This is a genomic window from Terrirhizobium terrae (assembly GCF_030323265.1).
Taxonomy (GTDB): domain Bacteria; phylum Pseudomonadota; class Alphaproteobacteria; order Rhizobiales; family Rhizobiaceae; genus Neorhizobium.
The window spans coordinates 2664492-2685859 of record NZ_CP104992.1 but is presented as its reverse complement, the minus strand read 5'-3'; the positions used below and the strand labels follow the sequence as shown (position 1 = coordinate 2685859).

The window sequence follows — 21368 nt, the reverse complement described above, 5'->3', positions numbered from 1 at the left end:
TACTTCCGCTTTCGGTCTTGGTCGCGTCCAATTCCGCTCATCAGCTTGAAGGGAGACGCACGGATGTCTGGCAGCGACGTTATCGGCCAATGGCTTCTCAATCGCCGCGAGGTCCTGCGGCAAGGCGTGACCGGCTTCGTGGCGCCGGCCTTCGTCGCCGCCATACCAATCGCTGCAATCCCGACAATCTCTTTGGCTCAGAACGGACAAAATCCGCTCGGCGGGCAGCCAGCCAAGGGTGACACTCCTTCGACCAAGGATTTCGACTACCAGATCAAGTATCAGCGTGCCTTCGAGGCAGCGCTCTGGAATATTCCCGCGAATGCGATCTATGCGTTCCGCCGTGCCGCGATCTCGGATCTCGGCATGAAGGACAACGACATCATTGCCTACTCCGCTGTCGCGACGCCGAAGCTGGAAGCCATCACCGCGAACAGCACGACGCCCTACATCTCCGCCTTCACGGACCTGCAGAAAGGTCCGGTCGTCCTGGAAGTCCCAGTGGCCGGTCCTGATGGCAGTCTCTATGGGCAGGTCGTGGATGCATGGCAGCTGACCATTGCCGATGTCGGACCGTCGGGTGTCGATCAGGGCAAGGGCGGAAAGCTGCTGTTCACGCCGCCGGGCTACGCCGACAAAATACCGGAGGGATACATCCAGATAAAATCTCCGAACTATCGCATCGCATTTGCCTTCCGTTCCGTGCCGGCGACCGGCAAGTCGACATCCGATGCCTACGCCTATGCCAAGCGCCTGCGAATGTACTATCTCAGTGAGGCGGGCACTCCGCCGGAGCAGAAATTCGTCGATCCGATCGATCGGCGTTACCCGACATTGCCCTTCTACGATGAGCGATATTTCGAAGACATGCATGCCATCGTCAGCGTCGAGCCCGTCAACGAGCATGACAAGGTGATGATGGGCATGCTGAAGTCGCTCGGGATCGAAAAGGGCAAACCTTTTGCTCCGGATGAAACCGCCAGGCGCGCCATGCATCAGGCGGCCATCGATGTGTGGTTCTACCTTCAGGATTGGTTCGACCACATGCCGGAAACCATGCGCTACTGGCCGGATCGGCACTATGTCTCCCTGCTGCAGGCCGATGGCAACAAGACTTTTTCGTTCATCTACGACGACTACATAGACCTCGTCCCGCGTGCCGCGGAATATTTCTGGTGCACCTACATGCCGAAGGTGTTGAGCGACATGCCGGCGACCCAGTACATGATGGCAATGGCCGACAAGGATGGGAAGCTTCTGGAAGCGGGAAAACTCTACAGGCTGGACATCCCCGCCAAAATGCCGGTGAAGCAGTTCTGGGCTCTGACGGTCTATGACCGTGCCACGATGTCATTCATCTACAGCGATCTGCAGCGAACGACATTGTCTTCCTACGACCTCGACAAGATGAAGAAGAATGCGGATGGGGGCGTCAGCATCTATGTCGGTCCGAAAGCGCCGGACGGGCTTGAGGCGAACTGGATACCGACGGCGGGAAAAAGACCACTGCCCGCCATCCGTTTCTACGGGCCTACCGACGCCTTCAACAGCAAGACGTTCAAGTTGCCGGATTTTGAGCTGGCCGGATGATCGCTTACGAAACAAGCCCGGTAATGACCGATTGTTTCCACAAGCAAAAACACCCGACGCCTTCCGACGCCGGGTGCCTTCAAAAATCAATACGAACCGTAGGTTACTTCGCAGCGGCTTCGTACATTTCCAGGACGTAGTCCCAGTTGATCAGGCTGTCGACGAAGGCTTCGAGGTACTTCGGACGGGCGTTGCGGTAGTCGATGTAGTAGGAGTGTTCCCATACGTCGACGCCGAGGATCGGGGATGCGCCGTGGACGAGCGGGTTTTCGCCGTTCGGGGTCTTGGAGATGGCGAGCTTGCCATCCTTGACCGAGAGCCAGGCCCAGCCCGAACCGAACTGGGTCGTGCCAGCGGCGATGAAATCGGCCTTGAACTTGTCGTAGCCGCCGAGGTCGGAGGTGAAGGCGCTTTCCAGCTTGCCCGGCAGCTTGTTGCCGCCGCCGTCCTTCTTCATCCACTTCCAGAAATGGATGTGGTTGTAGTGCTGGGCAGCGTTGTTGAAGAGGCCCTGGTTGGTGCCGAAGGACTTCTTGACGACTTCCTCGACCGACAGGTCAGCCATGCCGGCTTCGGCGGCAAGCTTGTTGCCGTTGTCGACATAGGCCTTGTGGTGCTTGTCGTGGTGGAATTCGAGCGTTTCCTTCGACATGAAGGGCGCAAGAGCTTCGTAGTCGTAGGGGAGTTCGGGAAGTTCGAAAGCCATAGGTTCTACTCCTTTTCGGCAAACACCTTGGGTCAGCGTCGAGCGGGAACATAGGAGGGTGCCCGAAAAGAGGCAACGGCCCCAAGGCCAAAATTGTGGCAAAAAGCCAAAGACACGTCGCAGCGCCTCGCCCATTCAACGCCGCTTCGGCGAACATCGTTCCGACGCAAAGCGCCGTGAAAAAGAACGCCCACAAAAGACGCCCCATGGAGGAAACGCTTCGATGAAGACGACAATGACGATATTCGCAACGCTCGTGCCCGTGCTTGCCGCCGCAGGCGTCGCCGAGGCATCTTCCGACGACGCCTGGACGCAGTTCCAGACGGATGTTTCCAAGGCGTGTCTCGAATCGGCCAAGGAGCTGATCGCAGATGGACGCACCATCGTCGATCCCTATGGCAGCGAACATTTCGGGCTTGCGGTCGTCACCGGCAAGGCGGTCGGCGCGACGACCGAGATCAGCACGATCTGCGTCTACGACAAGCAGAAGAAGACTGCGGAGACCGGCGGCGAGATCAGCGCCGAACAGCTGAGCGTCGCGCCTTAGGGGCCATTTTGCGACTGCCGCATTAAACTGAATCTCAATCAGCTTCGCGCAGGATTGCCGCTCTAGGTTCGTCTCGTTTTGAACATCCCGTTTGATTTTTGACTTTGACCGACGAGACCCCAACGAGATCATTGTGAGCAGCAACGACATTCCACCGGTGCCGCAGTTCCTGCTGCGGGATGCCGATCATGTGCCTGCCATTGCCGCAGGTGCGGATCAAGACGACGATAAACACGAGGGCGAGACTGTCTCGCCCCCGCTCGATACTTCCCAGATCGATCTTCTGACGGAAACGCAGATTTTCGGAGATCCCGCGGAGGCAAGTCCACCTGCCCCGCCTTCGCCCCCTGCCCCGCCATTGCCGGTTTCGGTCTTGAGCCCGTTCATGGCCGAGGCTTCGGCATCCGCAAGCCACTATTCGGCCGCGGACGTCGCATTGTTCCGGGCGCTGACCGGCTACCATCTCGATGTCCGCACCAGCATAGCACGGGCGATGGACGACAGCGGCAACCGGGCTTCCGCGATGGACCGATTGTTCACCACGCTGGCGGAAGAGGCCTTCAAGCTGGCCGACCGGCAGCGGCGCATGAGCACTTGTCCGGATGGCGACCTGACGGTCGATGACCTGGCGGGTTCGCTGGGCGCAATGCGGCGCGCGGCAGCGGCGATCGGCTCCCGCGGGCTCGCCGCCTTCGAGACGCTGGAGGCGGCTGTAGACCGGCTGAAGGCGACGATCATCGCGCCAGCGGCCATGGCGGATAGCGGGGCGATGGCGGCCTGAGACGGCGTTCCCGGTCGCACGCGGCCGGGAACATTTTGCCCTATCGCGGATTACGTCCCGCTGGGAACAAGCCAGGAGAAGATGCGATGTTCGACTTCCTCAACTCCGACTTTCTCGTCTTCGTCGCGATCGGCTTCTTTGCCCAGATCGTCGATGGTGCACTCGGAATGGCCTTCGGCGTTCTGACGACAACCAGCCTTCTCACCTTCGGCGTGGCGCCTGCAGCGGCGAGCGCCATGACGCATGTGACCGAGTGTTTTACCACCGCCGCGTCCGGGCTTTCCCATCTCTATCACCGCAATGTCGACTGGCGACTGGTACTGCGTCTTGCGCCGGCCGGCATGGTGGGCGGGGCGATCGGCGCCTATCTGCTGGCCAATATCGACGGCGAGGCGATCGAACCCTTCGTCTCGGCCTATCTCGTGCTGATCGGCATCTACATTCTCTACAAGGCGTTCCAGCCCAAATGGCCGCGCGACGTGCATGACTGGATCGTGCCCTATGTCGGTGGTGCCGGGGGTGTGCTGGACGCGATGGGTGGTGGCGGCTGGGGCCCGATCGTGACGAGCTCGCTGCTCGGTCGCGGCCATGACCCAAAAAAGGTGATCGGCTCCACAAACCTGACCGAATTCGCGGTGACGACCGTGATCTCGCTGACCTTCATCCTGGCGCTCGGCTGGTCGGAACTGTCGTCGGCGCTCGGCCTTATCCTCGGCGGCGTGCTGGCGGCACCGTTCGGCGCCTTCATCGTCAAGAAGCTACCGGTCAAGCCGCTGATGATCGCGGTTTCCGTCATCATCATCGGGACGGCTGCGGTGCGCTTCGTCTGATTAATATTCGTATTATCTAATATTTAAACGTGCTAGCCTAACTTTCTTGCCGATCCACGGGAGCGAGGCATGGCGACGGCAGAGACAGGCGTGCATTCGGATGAAGCGGCTCGGCTGAAGATGGTCAGGGCCGCGATGGACAATCTTCCGGTGGCCGTGGTGCTGATCGATCTCGACGGCCATATCATCTACGAGAACCAGGCCTTCCATGCGCTGCACGACCGCGGCAAGGACGGCATCACCGGCAAGGAAAGTTTTGCCGAGCTCGCCGAGAACAACCAGCTCTCGGATTGGAAAGAGGACCCGCTGATCTTCTTCGAAAGGCTGAAGCGCAAGCTGATCAAGGACGGCTCGTCGGAAGCGGAAATCCAGATCGGCGACAAGATCATCGCCGTGCACGACATCCTGCTCGACGGAAAGTTCATTCTCAGCACCCAGCAGGACATCACCGCCCGGATCGCTGCGGAGCAGCGCGTTTCCTACCTCGCCCATCACGACCCGCTGACCGACCTGCCGAACCGGGCACATTTCACAGCAAGGTTTGCAAGCCTGATCGCCGAAGGTCAGGTGACGCGCCGGCAGTTCGGGGTGATGAGCTTCGACGTCGACCGCTTCAAGGACATCAATGACCTGTTCGGCCATGCGGCAGGCGATATCGTGCTGACGGAACTAGCACGACGGCTGAAGCAGGTGCTCGGCACCCATGACCTTGCAGCAAGGCTCGGCGGCGACGAGTTTACCGTCGTCAGCGTCGGCGAGATCCAGCCGGAAGCGGTGACGCGGCTCGCCGAAAGCCTGATGCGGGCGATGGAGGAGGACGTCGAGGTCGAAGGCCGCGGATTGAGGATCAGCCTCAGCATGGGGATCGCGATGTTCCCGCAGGACGGCACCGACGCCGCCTCGCTGCTTGCCAATGCCGATGCCGCTCTCTACCGCGCCAAGGGCGACGGGCGCGGGCGCTACTGCGCCTTCAACGCCCAGATGGACCGGCGCATGCATGAGCGGCGCATGCTGCAGCAGGACCTGCGCCATGCCATCGGCCGTCACGAGTTGACACTGCACTACCAGCCGCAGGCTTCCGTCACCGGAGAGGTTTTCGGTTTCGAGGCGCTGTTGCGCTGGCAGCACCCCACCCGCGGACTGGTGACACCCGACGTCTTCATACCGCCGGCGGAGGAAAGCGGGCTGATCGTTGAGATCGGCCGCTGGGTGCTGAAGGAGGCCTGCCGCGAGGCCGCAAGCTGGCCAAACCAGCTGATGATCGCAATCAACGTCTCACCAATCCAGTTCCGCCAGGAAAATCTCGTCGGCGACGTGCATCTGGCGCTGCTGGAAACCGGCCTTGCGCCGGAACGGCTGGAGCTGGAAGTGACCGAGGGCGTGCTGGTGCAGGATTTTGCCAGGGCGCTGCAGATCCTGCGCGGGCTGAAGGCGCTCGGGGTCAGGATCGCGATGGACGATTTCGGCACCGGCTATTCCTCCCTCTCCTATCTGCAGGCCTTCCCCTTCGACACGATCAAGATCGACAAATCGTTTACGTCGAAACTGGTGACCGACAGCAGCGCCGACGAGATCGTCCGCGCCGTGATCGGTCTTGGGCGCGGGCTCAACATTCCCATTGTCGCGGAGGGCGTGGAGACAGAGGAGCAACGGGCGTTCCTGGAGGAGGCGCAGTGCCAGAATTTGCAGGGGCATCTGATCGGCAAGGCGGAGCCGATCGAGGAGTATTTCGAGCTTACCGGGGCCGACGAGACAATCTCTGCCAAGACCGAGATCAGTCGACCATCAGCAAGTCACCACCGGTAAAATACTGCTCCCCACATCCACTCGGGCCATACACCTTAAGATAAAATCAGATTCCGTTGACAACTATTCTTTGAAGCGATTTCCTCAGTCAATTTCGCATATTCTAATATCCTTACCAAACGACGTCCCCCTGGCCTCTCGGGATCACAGCCTTGCAGCAATACTGTCCGGATACACGGTTCGATGCGATCGTACTCGGCGCGGGCATATCCGGCCTCGTCTCAGCCTATCTGCTTGCCGATCAAGGCAGGAAAGTTTTGCTGCTGGATGATTATGCCGAACTCGGCGGCAACCATATCAGCCGCGAGATCGGCGGGATGAGCTTCGATATCGGCTGCTTTTTCTTCCACCAAAACTCGGCCTTCTTCCGACACTTTCCGCAGCTTCTGCCGCTCTATCTGCCGGCCGAGGCGCAGGTCTCAAAGGTGCGGCCGGATGGCGAGGTCAGCTCCTACCCCTTCGATCTCAAACGGGACCTGCTCGGCCTACCACCCGCAAAACAGGCGCATATCGTGTCGTCGCTGGTTCACTCCCGCCTGACCGTCGATCAGCAAGCAAGCGCGCTTGATTTCATTACCTACTGGATCGGCAGGGAATTCGCCAATGTCAGCGGATTGATCCCCTATCTGCGACGCTTCTATTCGGCAGAGCCGGACATGGTGGAAAGCTCGTTCGCGCGCAAGAGGATGGGCTGGGTGGCGCGCAACGCCAATCTCAAGGGGTTACTGCGGAGCCTGCGCGGGCAAGCCGGGACAGAGAAGAACGCCTGCTTGGTGCGACCGAAGGCAGGGTTTCAGGAAATCTACTCGAAGGTCGCCGACATGATCCGGGAAAAGGGAGCCATCGTTCAGCTGGCCGCGGCCGTGCAGGCAATTACACAGAATGGCGACGGGTCGATGGCAGTGCTGCTCGCGTCGGGAAGCGTCCATGCCGCGGAACTGTTCTCGACCGTGCCGCTTGCCACCGCACTACGCTATTGCGGCATGCCTATCCCATCCGAATTGAAGAGCGCCAGACTTGTCAGCCTCTTCTACAGCTTCATCGGCCATCGTGGTTTCGATAGCAATGTTCTCTACAATTTTCATGACCGCGGGCTGTGGAAGCGCCTGACCATCCATTCCGATTTCTATGGGGAGGTGGAAGGCCGAGCCTATTTCTCCGTCGAGTTCACGGTGACGGGCGAGCCGCTGACGAGCGACCATTACGACGAGGATTTTCGCAGGGATGTTGCCCGCAAAGGGCTGTTCGACGGCGACCTTGTTCTGGAAGGCAGCAACCTCCTGGACCATGCCTACCCCGTCTACCTGAAAGGCGCCACTGCCGCGGCCGATCGCGCGATCGGGCATCTGGCGCGCTTCGGCGTGCGATCCTACGGACGGCAGGGCGGCTTCGATTACCAGCCGACCGGGGATATCTCCGCATCCGTAGCGGAAAGGACGATCAGCGGAACACTTCCTGCCTGAAATGCAAAGCGGTCCCCGCCGGTGAACGGAGCGGTCAACGGTTATCGACTATCCACCGTCATGCGGACGCCCTAGATGGTAGGCTACGGATGATCCGCTTCGATTTCAGACAAGGTATTCCCATGACGGTTTCTGCAAACGCCCTCCTCGTCATCCTGCTGCACGGCGTCGGCTCGAATGGCGCCGATCTCGCACCGCTCGGCGAAAGCTGGAAGGCACGCCTGCCGGAGGCGGTGTTCGTTTCGCCCAACGCACCGGAGCCGTCGAATTTCGGATCGGGCTATCAATGGTTCAGCGTCGCCGGCGTGACCGAGGAAAACCGCCCGGCCCGCATCACCGCCGCCCGCCCGGCCTTCGACACGGTGATTTCCGATATCATCGAGGAAAACGGTTTCAACGGTCGTCTCGACCGCGTCGTGCTGGTGGGCTTCTCGCAGGGCACGATCATGTCGCTCGATGCGGTGGCAAGCGGACGCTGGCCTGTTGCGGCCGTGGTCGGCTTTTCCGGCCGGCTGGCGAGCGAGACGCCGCTTGCGCCACCCAAGGCAACGAAGATCATGCTGATCCACGGCACATCCGACCCGGTCATTCCTTCCTGGGAGACGGAAAAGGCGGAAACCGAATTGAAGGCGGCCGGTCTTTCGGTTGAGACCGTGATCGAACCGGGCCTCGGCCACACGATCTCCATCGGTGGCGCCGACCGCGCCTGCGATTTCCTGGAAGCAATTGCCCGCAACTGAGGTCGCGGGCCGTTGGCCGTACTGCGGCTATCGCTTGATGACCGGCTCGCCGTGAAAACGACGGCGGGACGGTTTCGAGACGCCGAAGCCGACCTCCATCATCAGCCGCGGCTTGGTCACCGGTACGGTGCCCATATGGAAGCCGAAGGGGTCCTCGACGAAGCCTGAACCGGCCTGGCCGGTGAGCGTCACCGCCTTGTCGGCACCGTAGTAGTCCAGCACTTCCTCCGCCGGATGGCCGACGAGAAGCGTGTACTGGTGGCTCGCCTTGCGCCGGTTATGGCTGCCCTTGACGAAGACGTGCGGGCCGGTGCCCTCGTCGACATCGACGAGGTTGAAGAAGAATTTCAGCATCCGCCAGTCGTCGAGATCGAAATGGAACTTGTCGAGCGAGGCAAGGCTGCGGTCGGCTTCCGACGAGGCCTTGGTCGGGAAACTCCACCAGATGCGGGTGGTGATGAGCTGCGCGCTGGCGCCGAGATAGTGCTTGGCAACGTCGAGGAGCAACGGGTCTCCCTGCACAGCCCTCACCCCTTCGCTGTCCAGCGAGCGCTCGAAGAAATGGCCGCTGAGCAGGGAGCGGCCGAAACGGCGCTCGGCCTCGTCGTGCTCGGGCGCCAGGAATTCGAGATCGCGATTGAAGTTGCCGAAGCAGGGCGTGCGGCCGGCAAAGTCGCGAATTTCGCTGTGAACGGCTTGGGGAAGCTGCAGATCGGCGAAAATGCCGTCGCTGCGCAACCCTTCTGCAATCTGCGCTGCATCCAGCTGTCCGAAGATGGAGGGCTGCGGTGCGCCGGACGGCCTGTATTTGGATGACATTGCCCAATGCGCCCTGCGGCCCGGCATGGTGCGGGCGAGCATGAACATCGGCAGCCAGGCCGGATTTCCTTCACGTCTGCAAGATAGGTGGGAATACGGACCGCCATACGGCGGAGCCTGCCGCCGGAACGGGCGACGGCCTCGAGATCATTGGCGGGAGATGCGTTCGCTGACATTGCCGCTCCTTTCCGGGCTTGGTTTCCGAGTGCGGAGAGAGACTGCATGTATTACTTGAATGCAGTTGGCATATTTTTGCTGCAATGCGTCAAAAATGAGATGACAGAACGATTTAGACTTGTAGAATGCTTAGCAAAATCTGAAAACAGCCCCATATCGGCACATGTAAATTTATAATACTTTGTCTCATTTGCCTCAAAAAGATACATCACCTCCCAGCCAAAGGCATTGCGGCGCCGAGGCAAGGCCTCAGGCGCCGCAGTAGATCAATGGTGGGTCAGACCGCCTCAGACGTCGTTGCGACCGCCAGAACGGGCCCAGTCCATGTAGAGTTCCAGCGCCTTGCGGGCGACCGGGCCTTCCTGCAGCGAGCGCTCCTCGAACTTCGTCACCGGAACGATCTTGGAATAGTTACCGGAGGTGAAAATCTCGTCGGCATTGGCGAAATCCTGAACCGTCAGCGTCATTTCACGAACGTCGAAGCCGGCCTCGCGCAGCAGGCCGAGGATGCGGGCACGGGTGATGCCGGCAAGGAAGGTGCCGTTGGCGATCGGGGTCATCACGACGCCGTCCTTGACCATGAAGATGTTCGAGGATGCCGTCTCGGCGACATTGCCGTTCATGTCGAGCGCCAGCGCATTGTCGAAGCCGCGGGCGCGGGCTTCAAGGATCATGCGGCCGCTGTTGGGATAAAGGCTGCCGGCCTTGGCGGTGGTCATGGCGACTTCCGGCGACGGGCGGCGGAAGGGCGAGACGGTGAGCGACGAAGGCTTTGCGGTGTGCATCGGCGCTTCGAACAGGCAGAGAGCGAAACGGGTCGATTCCGCATCCGGAGCCACGACGCTGAAGGCGGAGCCGTGTTCGGCCCAGTACATCGGCTTGATGTAGATCGCGGTCTTGCCGTCGAACTTCTTGACGCCTTCGAGCGCGAGGGCCTCGATTTCCTCGGCCGTCATCGTCGGCTTCATGCCCATGTTGGTGGCAGAGCGGTTGATGCGCTGGCAATGCAGATCGAGATCTGGCGTGATGCCGTCGAACCAACGGGCGCCATCGAAGACGGTCGAGGCCAGCCACATGGCATGCGAAGTGGGGCCGATGAGCTTCGGATTGCCCTCCACCCACTCACCATCCACATAGGTCCAGGTGGTAGAACGGGGGATGTATCGACGGCCATGGTAGTCTCCTTCAAACAGGCACGAAAAGTGCCGCGAATGAAGAGCCACGGGCGCCAAAGGTCAAGCGATTATGTCAGATGTAACATCACAAGAATTGATGATTCAGCCTGACAAAGCGATCAAGCAGCATGAAATCTTATAGGCAAGTCAGGGATTATTCTTCGGCGCGGGAGCGAGGAGCGGTTCGTCGGAAGGCTGGATGGGAGCAGTTTGCGGCTTCTCCCCACTGGACAACTGATTTTCATCATTCATCAGCGCGATGCTCAGCACACATGCAATCATCACGGCAATCACGAGTATCGGCAGCCACCGCATACAAAACTGCATCCAAAAATGCCCCCATGCTATGTTCACGCAATCGTTCAAATAGAAACGATCCGTGATCTTGATCAGAACAATCGGGCGGCTATGGGGCAATGTTACAAATCGCAACATTGCGGTCCGTTGACATGCCGGGATGGCGGGCGCACTCTTGGCCGCATGTGCACTGCAGCACTTTCCCGACAGATCCTTATCTTGATCCATTGGAGCCATGCCTACACAATCGTCGATGTCGCTGACCCAGCAACTGGTCGATCTCTGTTTCCGCGAGGAGCAGGATCCGGGAATGCCTGCAGCCTGGCAGCCACTGACCGACGAGGACTATGCCGCGCTTTCTGAAAAACTGACGGAAGAGATCGGCGACGAGCCGCTCTGGATTTTCGCCTATGGTTCGCTGATCTGGAAACCGGGCTTCGATTCCGTCGCCTGCCAGAAGGCAACCGCCTATGGTTGGCACCGGTCGTTCTCGCTGCATATCGAGCGCGGCCGCGGCTCGCCGACACAGCCCGGTTTGATGATGATGCTGTCGCGCGGCGGCCGATGCGACGGGGTGATCTACCGCGTCGCCGACCATGACAAGCGCGACCAGATCGAAAGCGCGCTTCGCCGCGAGGTGAGCCACAAGGACAGCATCAGTACCTTCCGTTTCCTGCCGGTCAGGACGGTGGAGGGCGACACGATCCGGGCACTTACCTTCTGGGCCGGCGGCGACAGCCCGCGGATCATCCGTCCGTTATTGCCGCTGGAACAGGTGGCGCCGATCCTGGCGCGCGCCTGCGGCCATCGCGGATCCTGCGCCGAATATCTCTACAATACAGTCGTGCATCTGGCAGAATTCGGCATTCGAGACCGCAATCTCTGGCAGTTGCAGGAGATGGTGGCGCGCGAGATCCGCAGCCTGCACGAACGCGGCCGGTCGCCCTGCGACGAGCCGCTGGTGACGGAATTCGACATCGCCCGATAGGCGGGCAGAAAAGCCGCCCTATATGCGCCTGCATTCTTATTTCAGCGGCGGGCAACGATATTTCATGGAAAGCATATTGAAGGAAGGCGAGACCTGCTGGAAGATCGCCAAGGCCGACAGGCTGTCGATCATTATCGATGCGGCCGACTTCTTTCGCCACGCCAAGAGCGCGATGACCAAGGCGAAGCGCTCGATCTACCTGATCGGCTGGGATTTCGACACGCGGATCGACCTCGTGCCCGGCAATGGCGACGACCGGAAGAAGAATGGCGCCGACGGCTGGCCGGATCAGCTCGGCAAATTTCTCAACGCCCTGGCTGAGCGCAACGACCAGGTCGATATCCGCATACTGAAATGGGATATCGGACTGTTCAACTCCATCACCCGCGGCGAGACGCCTTTCTACATTCTCAAATGGATGTTCGACAAACGCATCCACCTGACGCTCGACGGCGCCCATCCATCCATCTCGTCCCACCACATGAAGCTTTTGGTCATCGACGATGAAGTGGCCTTCTGCGGCGGGATCGACATGACGGTCGGACGCTGGGATACGCGCGACCATACGGAGAAGGAGCCGCTGCGCAAATCGCCGATGGGTTTTGCGCAGGACCCTTGGCACGACGCGACGACCTGCCTTTCCGGTGAGGCGGCGAAGGCGCTCGGCGAGGTAGCCCGGCGCCGCTGGAAGCTTGCGACCGACGAGGAACTGCCGGCACCGCCCCCGCCGGCGACGACACGCCGTGGCCGGAAGGGCTTGAAGTCGGGTTCCGCGACATCTCGATCGGCATCGCCCGCACCGCGCCGGAATATAAGGAGCGCAAGCAGATCGCCGAGATCGAGACGGCAAAGCTTGCAATCATCGCGGCGGCGAAGAAGACGCTTTATGTCGAGAGCCAGTATTTCGCCTCCCGCCGCATCGCGACCGCCATGGCCGAGCGGCTGAAGGAGCCGGATGGACCGGAAATCGTACTGATCAATCCGGAAGGTTGCGAGGGGTATCTGGAAGCCAAGGCGATGGATTCCGCCCGCATAAGGCTGATGAAGCTGGTGCGGGATGCCGACATCCACAATCGCTTCCGGCTCTACTATCCCGTCAACGCTGCGCGCACACCGATCTATGTGCATGCCAAGATGATGTTCGCCGACGACCGGATCGTGAAGATCGGCTCGGCCAATCTCAACAACCGCTCGATGGGCTATGACACCGAATGCGACGTCATCCTCGAGGCGGAGGAAGGGCAGGATGAATTGCGGGCCAAGATCATCGCGACACGCGACGATCTTCTCGCCGAGCATCTAGGATGCAATCCGGAGGAAGTCGCCAAGGCCATCGCCGACCATGACGGCTCGATCATCGGCGCGATCGAGGCACTGAACCGCGACACCGGCCGCGGGCTCGTGCCGGTGCCGATGCGCGAGCTGACGGCCGATGAGGAAGCCTTCGCAGAGTCCGACATCGCCGACCCCGAGCGGCCATCCGGCGTGCGCTACAGGACGTCCCACTTCCTCAAGCGCCGCTTCGGCCACAAGGTGAAGCGGGCGATCTAAAGCCGCTCCGCCAGGAAATCGATGAAAGCGCGGATGCGGACCGCGAGATGTTCGTGGCCGGCATAGACGGCGTGGATCTCCTCGATGTCTTCCGGATTATAGTCTTCCAGGATCGGCACCAGCGTGCCCGCCTGGATATCCGGTTCGACATGGAAGCGGCCGACGCGGCCGATGCCGAGGCCATCGAGGCAGAACTGGCGGATGATCGAGCCGGAACTGGCCTTGAGATTGCCGGAGACCGGATGAACCTCGATCTTGCCTGTCTCCGGATCACGAAAGGTCCAGCCTTCGACCGAGCGGCGGAAATTGAAATTGATGCAGTTGTGGCGGTCGAGATCGGCAGGCGTCTGCGGCTGGCCGTGGGTGGCGATATAGTCCGGCGAGGCGATCACCACCTGTCGGCTCTGCCCGAGTTTTCGCGCCATCAATGACGAATCGCGCAAGGGCCCGTGGCGGATGGCGATGTCGACGCGCTCGCGGATGAGATCGACCGTGTCGTCGGTCAGTGTGATATCGAGCTGGACATCGGGGAAGAGCGCCAGGAACTCCTTCGTCATCGGCAGGATGTAATGCTCGCCGAAACCGACCGAGGCATTGACCGACAGCGGCCCGCGCGGCAGTGCCCGCCCGCCGCCCGAGACGATCTCCTCCGTATCGGCGATCTCGGCCAGGATGCGCGAGGCGCGGGCGAGATAGGTTTCCCCTTCCGGGGTCAGCTGCAGCAGGCGCGTGGAGCGGACGACCAGCCGCGTGCCGAGCCGGTCTTCCAGCCGGGTAACGAGCTTGCTGACGGCCGATGGCGACAGTTTCAGCATGCGACCGGCAGCCGAAAAGCTTTTCAGCTCGGCGGCGAGGACGAAGACTTCCATTTCTCCGGCGCGGTTATCCATGGGTAATCCTGCTTTGGTGGGTGGCCATACCCCCTCTGCCCTGCCGGGCATCTCCCCCACAAGGAGGGAGATCAGATGGGGGCGCCGCTCCGGCTCGATCAGCCCGCCCATGCTTGGCTTACTGACCGACACCTGTCTAGAGAGCGGAACGAAGGTGGTGCCTCTAGTGATCTCCCCTTGTGGGGGAGATGCCCGGCAGGGCAGAGGGGGGCCAAGTTCGCGACGCTTGATGGAGAGCCCGCAAACATATCCCGAAGGACTGCTACTCACGCCACTTGTTCCTAAATTTCACAAATGATTATCCGCTTATGCCGCTACCCATGCAAGTGGCGGGCGACGATATTGCGCGGCATCGAATGATTTCCGCTTCGCCCTCCTCCCAGGGGTTATAGACAAGGACACTCCAATGCCTCTCGCTCTCTACGCGTTGACGGCCGGCGCCTTCGGCATCGGCGTCACCGAATTCGTCATCATGGGTCTGCTGATCGATGTTTCCAAGGACCTCGGCGTTTCGATCTCGGCCGCCGGCCTGCTGATCTCCGGCTATGCGCTCGGCGTTGTCATCGGTGCGCCGATCCTCGGCGCGATCTCCGGCAAATGGTCGCGCAAGACGCTGCTGATGGCGCTGATGGTGGTGTTCACCGTCGGCAATCTCGCCTGCGCCATCGCACCTGATTACTGGACGCTGATGGCGGCCCGGGTGCTGACCGCCTTTGCACACGCCTCCTTCTTCGGCGTCGGCTCGGTGGTCGCCACCGGCCTCGTGGCGCCGAACAAGAAGGCTTCCGCGATTGCCATCATGTTCACAGGCCTCACCGTCGCCAACATTCTCGGCGTGCCCTTCGGCACCTGGCTCGGACAGGCCTATGGCTGGCGTTCGACCTTCTGGGCTGTGACGCTGATCGGTATTGCAGCACTTGCCGTCATCGCGCTGCTGGTGCCCAAGGACAAGCCTTCAGACACGCCGGAAGAAGCCTCGCAGGGCGTGCTGGCCGTACTCGGCCGCCGCGCCGTTCTTCTCGGCCTTCTCACCACCGTGCTCTCCTGGGTCGGCGTATTTGCGGGCTTCACCTATATCGCGCCCATTCTGACCGAGATCACCGGCTTTTCGGAAAGCGCCGTCTCGCCGATCCTGCTCGTCTTCGGCGGTGGTCTGGTGATCGGCGATCTGTTCGGCGGATGGCTGGCCGATAAGCATCTCGTGCCGACCATCGTCGGCAGCCTCGTGGCACTGGCGGTCGTGCTGCTCGCCATGACGGCGGCGATCCACCAGCCGGTACTTGCCGTCATCGCCATCGGCCTGTTCGGTGCCGCCGCCTTTGCCACCGTCTCGCCGCTGCAGATGTGGGTGCTCGCCAAGGCCGAAGGTGCAGGTCAGGGTCTTGCCTCCTCCTTCAACATCGCCGCCTTCAACCTCGGCAATGCCATCGGTGCCTGGCTCGGCGGCGCGGTCATCGATCATGGTCCGGGTCTCGGCGCGGTTACCCTCGTCGCCGGTCTCGTGCCGATCGCAGCGCTCGGCGTGGCGCTCGTCGCTATCCGCCTCGACAGGCCTGCAACTGGCAATAGTGCCCTCGCCTCCCCGGCCGAATAATCACCCTAAAGGATGCCTAACATGGAATATCGCAGCCTTGGCAAATCCGGCCTCAAGGTGCCGGTCCTCTCCTTCGGCGCCGGCACGTTCGGCGGCGCAGGGCCACTGTTCAGCCATTGGGGCACGACCGATGTGGAGGAGGCCCGCCGCCTCGTCGACATCTGCCTCGAGGCAGGCGTCAACCTGTTCGACACGGCCGATGTCTATTCCAACGGTGCCTCGGAAGAGGTGCTGGGACAGGCGATCAAAGGCCGGCGTAACGAGGTGCTGATCTCAACCAAGGCCAGCCTGCCGACCGGCGATGGGGCGAACGAATGGGGCTCATCCCGCGCCCGGCTGATCGGCGCCGTCGAGAAGTCACTGAAGCGGCTCGGTACCGACCATATCGACATTTTTCAGCTGCATGCCTTCGATGCGTCGACGCCGGTGGAGGAAGTGGTCTCGACGCTCGACCGGCTCGTGGCCGAGGGCAAGCTTCGCTATATCGGCGTTTCCAACTTCACCGGCTGGCAGATCATGAAATCGCTGGCGGCGGCCGAGAAGCATGGCTGGACGCGCTATGTGGCCAACCAGGTCTATTATTCGCTGGTCGGCCGCGACTATGAATGGGACCTGATGCCGCTCGGACAGGATCAGGGGCTCGGCGCTCTGATCTGGAGCCCGCTCGGCTGGGGCAGGCTCACCGGCAAGATCAGCCGCGCCAAGCCGATTCCGGACGGCAGCCGGCTGCACGAGACGGCAAGCTTCGGCCCTCCCGTCGAGGACGAGCTTCTCTACCGCGTCGTCGATGCGCTGGAAGAGGTTTCCGCAGAGGTGGGGAAGACGGTGCCGCAGGTGGCGATTAACTGGCTGATCTCGCGGCCGACCGTGTCCTCCGTCATCATCGGCGCCCGCAACGAGGAACAGCTGAGGCAAAACCTCGACGCGGTGGGCTGGTCCCTGACGAAGGAGCAGATCGGAAAGCTCGATGCGGCGAGCGCCGTTACCGCGCCCTATCCGCATTTTCCCTATCACCGGCAGGAAGGCTTTGCCCGGCTTGCCCCACCGATCGTCGGATAATCTGAGGGGCGATCCACGGCAGGATCCTGCAAGAAGCTACTCCGCCAAAACGGCAGCTTGATCCAAGTCCCGACCGGCCCATGTAACACACGTCTCATTCCCGCCCGGCGCTTCCGCCGGGCTTTCACTTCGAAGGAGAGCTCATGCACACTGTCAGCGCAAACGGCGCCAATATTCCCGCCCTCGGTTTCGGTACGTTCCGCATGCCGGATGCCGATGTCCACCGTGTCCTGCCCGAAGCCCTGAAACTCGGCTTCCGCCATGTCGATACTGCCCAGATCTACGGCAACGAACAGGCCGTCGGCGATGTCCTGAAAGCCTCCGGCATTCCGCGTGCCGACATCTTTCTCACCACCAAGGTTTGGGTGGACAAGGTCGGCCATGACGCCTTCATCGGCTCCGTCGACGAGAGCTTGAAGAAGCTGAAGACCGACCATGTCGACCTGCTTCTCCTGCACTGGCCGCAGAGCAGGATGCCGCTTGCCGACCGGATCGGTGCGCTGAACGAGCTGGTCAAGGCCGGCAAGGTCAAGCATATCGGCGTCTCGAACTTTTCGACCGGGCTGATGGCCGAGGCGGTGAAGCTGTCCGACGCGCCAATCGCCAACAACCAGGTCGAATATCATCCCTATATCGACCAGACGAAGGTGATCAAAGCGGCCCGTGAAACCGGCATGTCGGTGACCGCCTACTTCCTGATGGCGGACGGCGCCGTCATGGGCGATGAGGTGCTGAAGGATATCGGCGCCAAGCACGGCAAGAGCGTCGCCCAAGTGGTGCTGCGCTGGGCCGTGCAGCAGAAGGACGTGATCGCGCTCTCGAAGACGGCGACGACGAGCCGGCTGACGGAAAACTTCGACGTCTTCGATTTCGCCCTGTCGCTTGACGAGATGGAGGCGATCCACGCGCTGGCGCGCGCCGATGGCCGCATCAACGATCCGAGCCATCTGGCGCCGGAATGGGACGTGTAACCTCTATGCCAGCCTGCAATTAGTGATTGAGTTCGGAAAGCTCCAGAGAGAATATCTCTGGAGCTTTTTTATTTTTGTAGTAACGATAAATGGCAATCGTTTTTGATCAGGCAAAACATGAGGCCACGCTCTCGGAACGCGGCCTGGACTTTCGCCGCTGCGGCGAAATTTTCGACGGCCCGCATCTGACGATAGAGGACGATCGTTTCGACTACGGCGAGAGCCGTTACATCACGGTCGGGTTTCTGGAGCAGAGAATGGTGATTTTCGTCTGGACGCCAAGGGGCGACGATCAGCGGATCATCAGCATGAGGAAAGCCAATGAGCGAGAACAGAAAATCTATGCCAACCGGCTCAATTTTCTCCGAAGAGGATGATGCCCCGGATCTCTCCCAGTCGCCCTGGCTGGAAAAACTCGCGGGGACACCTGTCCGACGTGGCCGGCCAAAAAGCGACAGTACCAAGGTTTCCACCACGATCAGGCTCGATGCCGATGTGCTGGAGCGCTTCCGGGCAGAAGGCCCCGGCTGGCAGTCACGTATCAACGACGCATTGAGAGACTGGCTGGCTCATCGATAGGCTGGGTCGATTATCACCCATCGCCTTTTGTGTTTGGGCAGAATTCTACCCATGACCCGCAATGTCGTCGGTCCAGACGTCATTCGCTCAAGTTCTGCCCATTGCCTCCCTCTACCATCGCCATAGTTTTCTCACCGGGCTGGGGAAGGAGGAGTTTTCCATGCTTTTCAAAACGTTATTGATATCGGCGGCGGTGATCGCCACCACCGCCTTGCCTGCTGCCGCGCAAAGACGGGGTGCTGAGCCGGCGCCGAAGGATTGCCCGAAATCGATGCCGGAGGGCACCGAATGCTATGCGGGCCGAGATTTCCGCGGCGCCTATTACTGGATCGCCAGGCCGAAGAACTGGAACGGCACGCTGGTCGTGCATTCCCATGGCGGGCCACGTACGGCCAAGCCCGAGCCAGATGACCCGGTGGAGGATCTGGAGCGTTTCGCCGTGACCGTGCAGGAAGGCTATGCCTGGGCGGGCTCGAACTATCGCCGCGAAGGCTATGGCGTGCGCATGGCGGCGGCCGATACCGATAATGTGCGGCGCATCGCGATCCGGTTGCTCGGCGAGCCGAAGCATGTGCTGCTGCATGGCCAGTCCTGGGGCGGCAATGTCGCGGCCAAGACCGCCGAGCTCTATGCGCTCGACTGGCGCGGGCACAAGAATTACGACGGCGTGGTGCTGACCAGCGGGCTTCTGGCGGGCGGCGGGCATGGCTATGATTTTCGCGCGGATCTGCGGGCCGCCTATCAATATTACTGCAAGAACCATCCGCGCGCCGACGAGGTGCAATATCCCGTCTGGCAGGGTCTGCCGAAGGGCGAGAAGATGTCGCGCGACGAGCTGGAAAAACGCGTCGACGAATGCACCGGCATTTCGCAGGCCAAGGACAAGCGCACGCCCGAGCAGGCCAAGAACCTCGCCAACATCCTGGCCGTGACGAAGGTGCCGGAAAAATCGCTGGTGGCGCATCTCGCCTGGGCGACGGGGCTGTTCTCCGACATCGTCTGGCGCAGGCTCGACGGGCGGAACCCGTTCGACAATTCGAAGGTCGAATACAAGGGCTCGGACGACGACGCGGCGCTGAACAAGGGTGTCGAGCGGTTTACTGCCGATCCGGAAGGGCATCGGCTGATGGCCTATGATTCAGACCTCACCGGCCAGATCGTCGTCCCGACGATAACCCTGCATGCGAAGGACGATCCGACCGTCTTTGTCAGTCACGAGGCGATCTATCGCCAGACGGTGGAAAAGGCGGGCAATGGCGATCTCTTGCAGCAGAATTTTTCCGACGAGGCGGAGCATTCGAAGCTCTCGACGCCGCAATATGCGGCACTGTTTTCGGCCATGATGACGTGGATCGACAAGGGCGAGAAGCCGACCAAGCAGACGATCGCGGCGCTTTGCGAGGAGAAGCGGAAAAGCTACGACGAGCCGTGCAAGCTGCTGCCGGATTTCGAGCCGGTGGCGGACTAGTGACGGCCGTATGACACCGAGTGCGGGATACCCCCTCTGCCCTGCCGGGCATCTCCCCCACAGGGGGAGATTGGCTAGGTGCACGCTTCTGCCCTAAGCATAACCAATGTAAACCAATAGGAAGCTGCAATTGTCAGTTCGGGCGAAGGTCGTGCGGCATATGATCTCCCCCTTGTGGGGGAGATGGCCGGCAGGCCAGAGGGGGTGGGCTTGCGCCAACGCCGCCAGCCAAACGAACCCAACTCAATCCTTCGCAAACGTCGTCGCCGTCTGCGACGTCGAGACCATCGTATTGTAGTCCGAGACGATCCATTCGATGTCGTCGCCGCCGGCCTTGCGGGCGTCGCCTTTGACCTTACCCAGCGTCTCGTCGAGATCGCGCAGCTTCGACAGGAGCGAGGCCGGGCGAGATTCGAAGACGTGGAAACTGTCCGGGTGTTCCAGCGCGTAGTCGTCGAACTCGCGGACGGCGGCGGCGTAGCTGTCGAGCTCCGTCTTGAAGACGGCCATGTCGACCACCGGCTTGTCGTTGTCGGGCATCAGATCCATCATTGCCTCGGCATGGATCATGATGTTGCGCACATGCCAGCGGGATTTCTTCCCTTCCGCCTTTTCCAGCGCCGCAAGCGAGGCCAGATCAAGCTTCAGCTTTTCCGTCCGAAGCGCAAGATCGACTGCCTTGCGGCGCTCCTCATAGGTCGGAGCGAGCGCAGCGATATCCTTGTGGAAGGCCTTGGCGCCCGCCATCTTGTCGGACTTGTAGTCCAGCCGTTCGTAATATTTGTTGGCCTTCTCGATGACCGGCGCGAGCTTCTGGTAGGTCTCGACATAGGCGAGTATGGCGGTGTCGAGTTCCGGCATGTTCGGCTCGGCCTTGGCGGCGGCCTCGACGGCGGCGATTTCCTCGCGCACGTCATAGAGCGAATAGAGGCCGTAGATTACCCGCTCCTTGCCCGTCGGGCCTTTCTTCATGTCGACCCAGCTTGCATAGCGCTGCAGGCTTTCCGAGGCGCGCAGCGAGCGGTTGAGGAATTCGACATAGGCATTCATCTTGGTGATGGCAGCGTCGGTCACCACCTCCTCGGCCCCGGCCGGATCCTCAGGCGTGGCCTCGGATTGAGCGATGGCGGATGAGTCACTTGTGATCAGCGCCCAAAGTGGCGCCTGCAGAAAAAGAGCAAAAATCGCGACGGCGACCGCCCTCGACGCAAAAGACCGCATTATGAATACCCCCAGAAAGACTTAGCCTTAAAAACCACTGGGCATTTGGGGCTGAAACGCCGAAGGTCAATTGCGAAAATTCGCATAAATGGAGAATGCGCCAGCGCGGCCTTGTG

General features: G+C 61.0%; 21 protein-coding genes and 1 pseudogene. 15 read left to right on the top strand and 7 right to left on the bottom strand.

What is annotated here, in order from left to right; genetic code table 11:
* The first annotated feature begins 63 nt into the window (after positions 1–63).
* On the top strand, positions 64–1590 hold the full coding sequence (locus N7E02_RS20995; protein WP_286579544.1) for a DUF1254 domain-containing protein: 1527 nt from the start codon (positions 64–66) through the stop codon (positions 1588–1590).
* A 103-nt stretch (positions 1591–1693) separates the two neighbouring features.
* On the opposite strand, the gene N7E02_RS20990 is transcribed toward N7E02_RS20995, so the two are convergent.
* Positions 1694–2296 carry a superoxide dismutase gene (locus N7E02_RS20990; protein ID WP_286579543.1) on the bottom strand — a complete coding sequence of 201 codons (603 nt, stop codon included), beginning with the start codon at positions 2294–2296 and terminating at the stop codon, positions 1694–1696.
* 223 nt (positions 2297–2519) lie between these two features.
* On the opposite strand from N7E02_RS20990, the gene N7E02_RS20985 reads away from it, so the two are divergent.
* From N7E02_RS20985 to N7E02_RS20960, 6 genes are all read left to right on the top strand, one after another.
* On the top strand, positions 2520–2843 hold the full coding sequence (locus N7E02_RS20985; protein ID WP_286579542.1) for a hypothetical protein: 324 nt from the start codon (positions 2520–2522) through the stop codon (positions 2841–2843).
* Positions 2844–2976: 133 nt separating this feature from the next.
* Entirely contained in the window at positions 2977–3624 is a 648-nt protein-coding gene (locus tag N7E02_RS20980; protein ID WP_286579541.1) for a hypothetical protein, read from the top strand.
* An 86-nt stretch (positions 3625–3710) separates the two neighbouring features.
* Positions 3711–4454, top strand: coding sequence for a sulfite exporter TauE/SafE family protein (locus N7E02_RS20975; protein WP_286579540.1), 744 nt, complete (start codon positions 3711–3713; stop codon positions 4452–4454).
* Between the two features lie 69 nt (positions 4455–4523).
* A complete protein-coding gene (locus N7E02_RS20970; protein ID WP_286579538.1) occupies positions 4524–6260 on the top strand; it encodes a putative bifunctional diguanylate cyclase/phosphodiesterase in 1737 nt (578 codons plus the stop codon).
* A 152-nt stretch (positions 6261–6412) separates the two neighbouring features.
* A complete protein-coding gene (locus N7E02_RS20965; protein WP_286579537.1) occupies positions 6413–7723 on the top strand; it encodes an NAD(P)-binding protein in 1311 nt (436 codons plus the stop codon).
* 122 nt (positions 7724–7845) lie between these two features.
* A complete protein-coding gene (locus tag N7E02_RS20960) occupies positions 7846–8463 on the top strand; it encodes an alpha/beta hydrolase (RefSeq protein WP_286579536.1) in 618 nt (205 codons plus the stop codon).
* Positions 8464–8490: 27 nt separating this feature from the next.
* Here N7E02_RS20960 and N7E02_RS20955 read toward each other — a convergent pair whose 3' ends face one another.
* The 3 genes and pseudogenes from N7E02_RS20955 to N7E02_RS20945 all read right to left on the bottom strand — a co-directional run bounded on the left by N7E02_RS20955 (position 8491) and on the right by N7E02_RS20945 (position 11159).
* Positions 8491–9282, bottom strand: coding sequence for a phytanoyl-CoA dioxygenase family protein (locus N7E02_RS20955; protein WP_374730735.1), 792 nt, complete (start codon positions 9280–9282; stop codon positions 8491–8493).
* A gap of 464 nt (positions 9283–9746) precedes the next feature.
* Positions 9747–10633: pseudogene (locus tag N7E02_RS20950) on the bottom strand (branched-chain amino acid aminotransferase).
* A gap of 148 nt (positions 10634–10781) precedes the next feature.
* The gene (locus tag N7E02_RS20945) at positions 10782–11159 is read right to left on the bottom strand and encodes a hypothetical protein (RefSeq protein ID WP_286579535.1); all 378 of its coding nucleotides are present in this window, start codon (positions 11157–11159) and stop codon (positions 10782–10784) included.
* Positions 11160–11166: 7 nt separating this feature from the next.
* Here N7E02_RS20945 and N7E02_RS20940 point away from each other — a divergent pair, with 7 nt between their 5' ends.
* The 3 genes from N7E02_RS20940 to N7E02_RS20930 all read left to right on the top strand — a co-directional run bounded on the left by N7E02_RS20940 (position 11167) and on the right by N7E02_RS20930 (position 13470).
* Positions 11167–11919, top strand: coding sequence for a gamma-glutamylcyclotransferase (locus tag N7E02_RS20940; RefSeq protein WP_286579534.1), 753 nt, complete (start codon positions 11167–11169; stop codon positions 11917–11919).
* A gap of 64 nt (positions 11920–11983) precedes the next feature.
* The gene (locus tag N7E02_RS20935; protein WP_286579533.1) at positions 11984–12865 is read left to right on the top strand and encodes a phospholipase D-like domain-containing protein; all 882 of its coding nucleotides are present in this window, start codon (positions 11984–11986) and stop codon (positions 12863–12865) included.
* Positions 12748–13470, top strand: a complete 723-nt coding sequence (locus N7E02_RS20930) for a phospholipase D-like domain-containing protein (RefSeq protein WP_353622920.1) — start codon at positions 12748–12750, stop codon at positions 13468–13470. Before N7E02_RS20935 ends, N7E02_RS20930 begins: the two co-directional genes overlap by 118 nt.
* Here the strand turns inward: N7E02_RS20930 and N7E02_RS20925 are convergent.
* Complete coding sequence (locus tag N7E02_RS20925; protein WP_286579532.1) at positions 13467–14360, bottom strand: LysR family transcriptional regulator; 894 nt, start codon at positions 14358–14360, stop codon at positions 13467–13469. The two genes, N7E02_RS20930 and N7E02_RS20925, sit on opposite strands and share 4 nt — an antisense overlap.
* Positions 14361–14766: 406 nt before the next feature.
* Here N7E02_RS20925 and N7E02_RS20920 point away from each other — a divergent pair, with 406 nt between their 5' ends.
* From N7E02_RS20920 to N7E02_RS20910, 3 genes are all read left to right on the top strand, one after another.
* A complete protein-coding gene (locus N7E02_RS20920) occupies positions 14767–15954 on the top strand; it encodes an MFS transporter (RefSeq protein WP_286579530.1) in 1188 nt (395 codons plus the stop codon).
* 21 nt (positions 15955–15975) lie between these two features.
* The gene (locus N7E02_RS20915) at positions 15976–17013 is read left to right on the top strand and encodes an aldo/keto reductase (RefSeq protein WP_286579529.1); all 1038 of its coding nucleotides are present in this window, start codon (positions 15976–15978) and stop codon (positions 17011–17013) included.
* A gap of 143 nt (positions 17014–17156) precedes the next feature.
* Positions 17157–17984 carry an aldo/keto reductase gene (locus N7E02_RS20910; protein ID WP_286579527.1) on the top strand — a complete coding sequence of 276 codons (828 nt, stop codon included), beginning with the start codon at positions 17157–17159 and terminating at the stop codon, positions 17982–17984.
* Between the two features lie 68 nt (positions 17985–18052).
* Here the strand turns inward: N7E02_RS20910 and N7E02_RS30230 are convergent, their stop codons facing one another.
* Positions 18053–18460, bottom strand: coding sequence for a hypothetical protein (locus N7E02_RS30230; protein WP_445344469.1), 408 nt, complete (start codon positions 18458–18460; stop codon positions 18053–18055).
* On the opposite strand from N7E02_RS30230, the gene N7E02_RS29840 reads away from it, so the two are divergent.
* Positions 18390–18563 (top strand): BrnA antitoxin family protein, encoded by a 174-nt coding sequence (locus tag N7E02_RS29840; RefSeq protein ID WP_445344467.1) that lies wholly within the window; start codon positions 18390–18392, stop codon positions 18561–18563. The two genes, N7E02_RS30230 and N7E02_RS29840, sit on opposite strands and share 71 nt — an antisense overlap.
* A gap of 160 nt (positions 18564–18723) precedes the next feature.
* Entirely contained in the window at positions 18724–20031 is a 1308-nt protein-coding gene (locus tag N7E02_RS20895; protein ID WP_286579525.1) for an alpha/beta hydrolase family protein, read from the top strand.
* 243 nt (positions 20032–20274) lie between these two features.
* On the opposite strand, the gene N7E02_RS20890 is transcribed toward N7E02_RS20895, so the two are convergent.
* Positions 20275–21105 carry a YiiG family protein gene (locus N7E02_RS20890; protein ID WP_286579523.1) on the bottom strand — a complete coding sequence of 277 codons (831 nt, stop codon included), beginning with the start codon at positions 21103–21105 and terminating at the stop codon, positions 20275–20277.
* Positions 21106–21368: the final 263 nt, after the last annotated feature.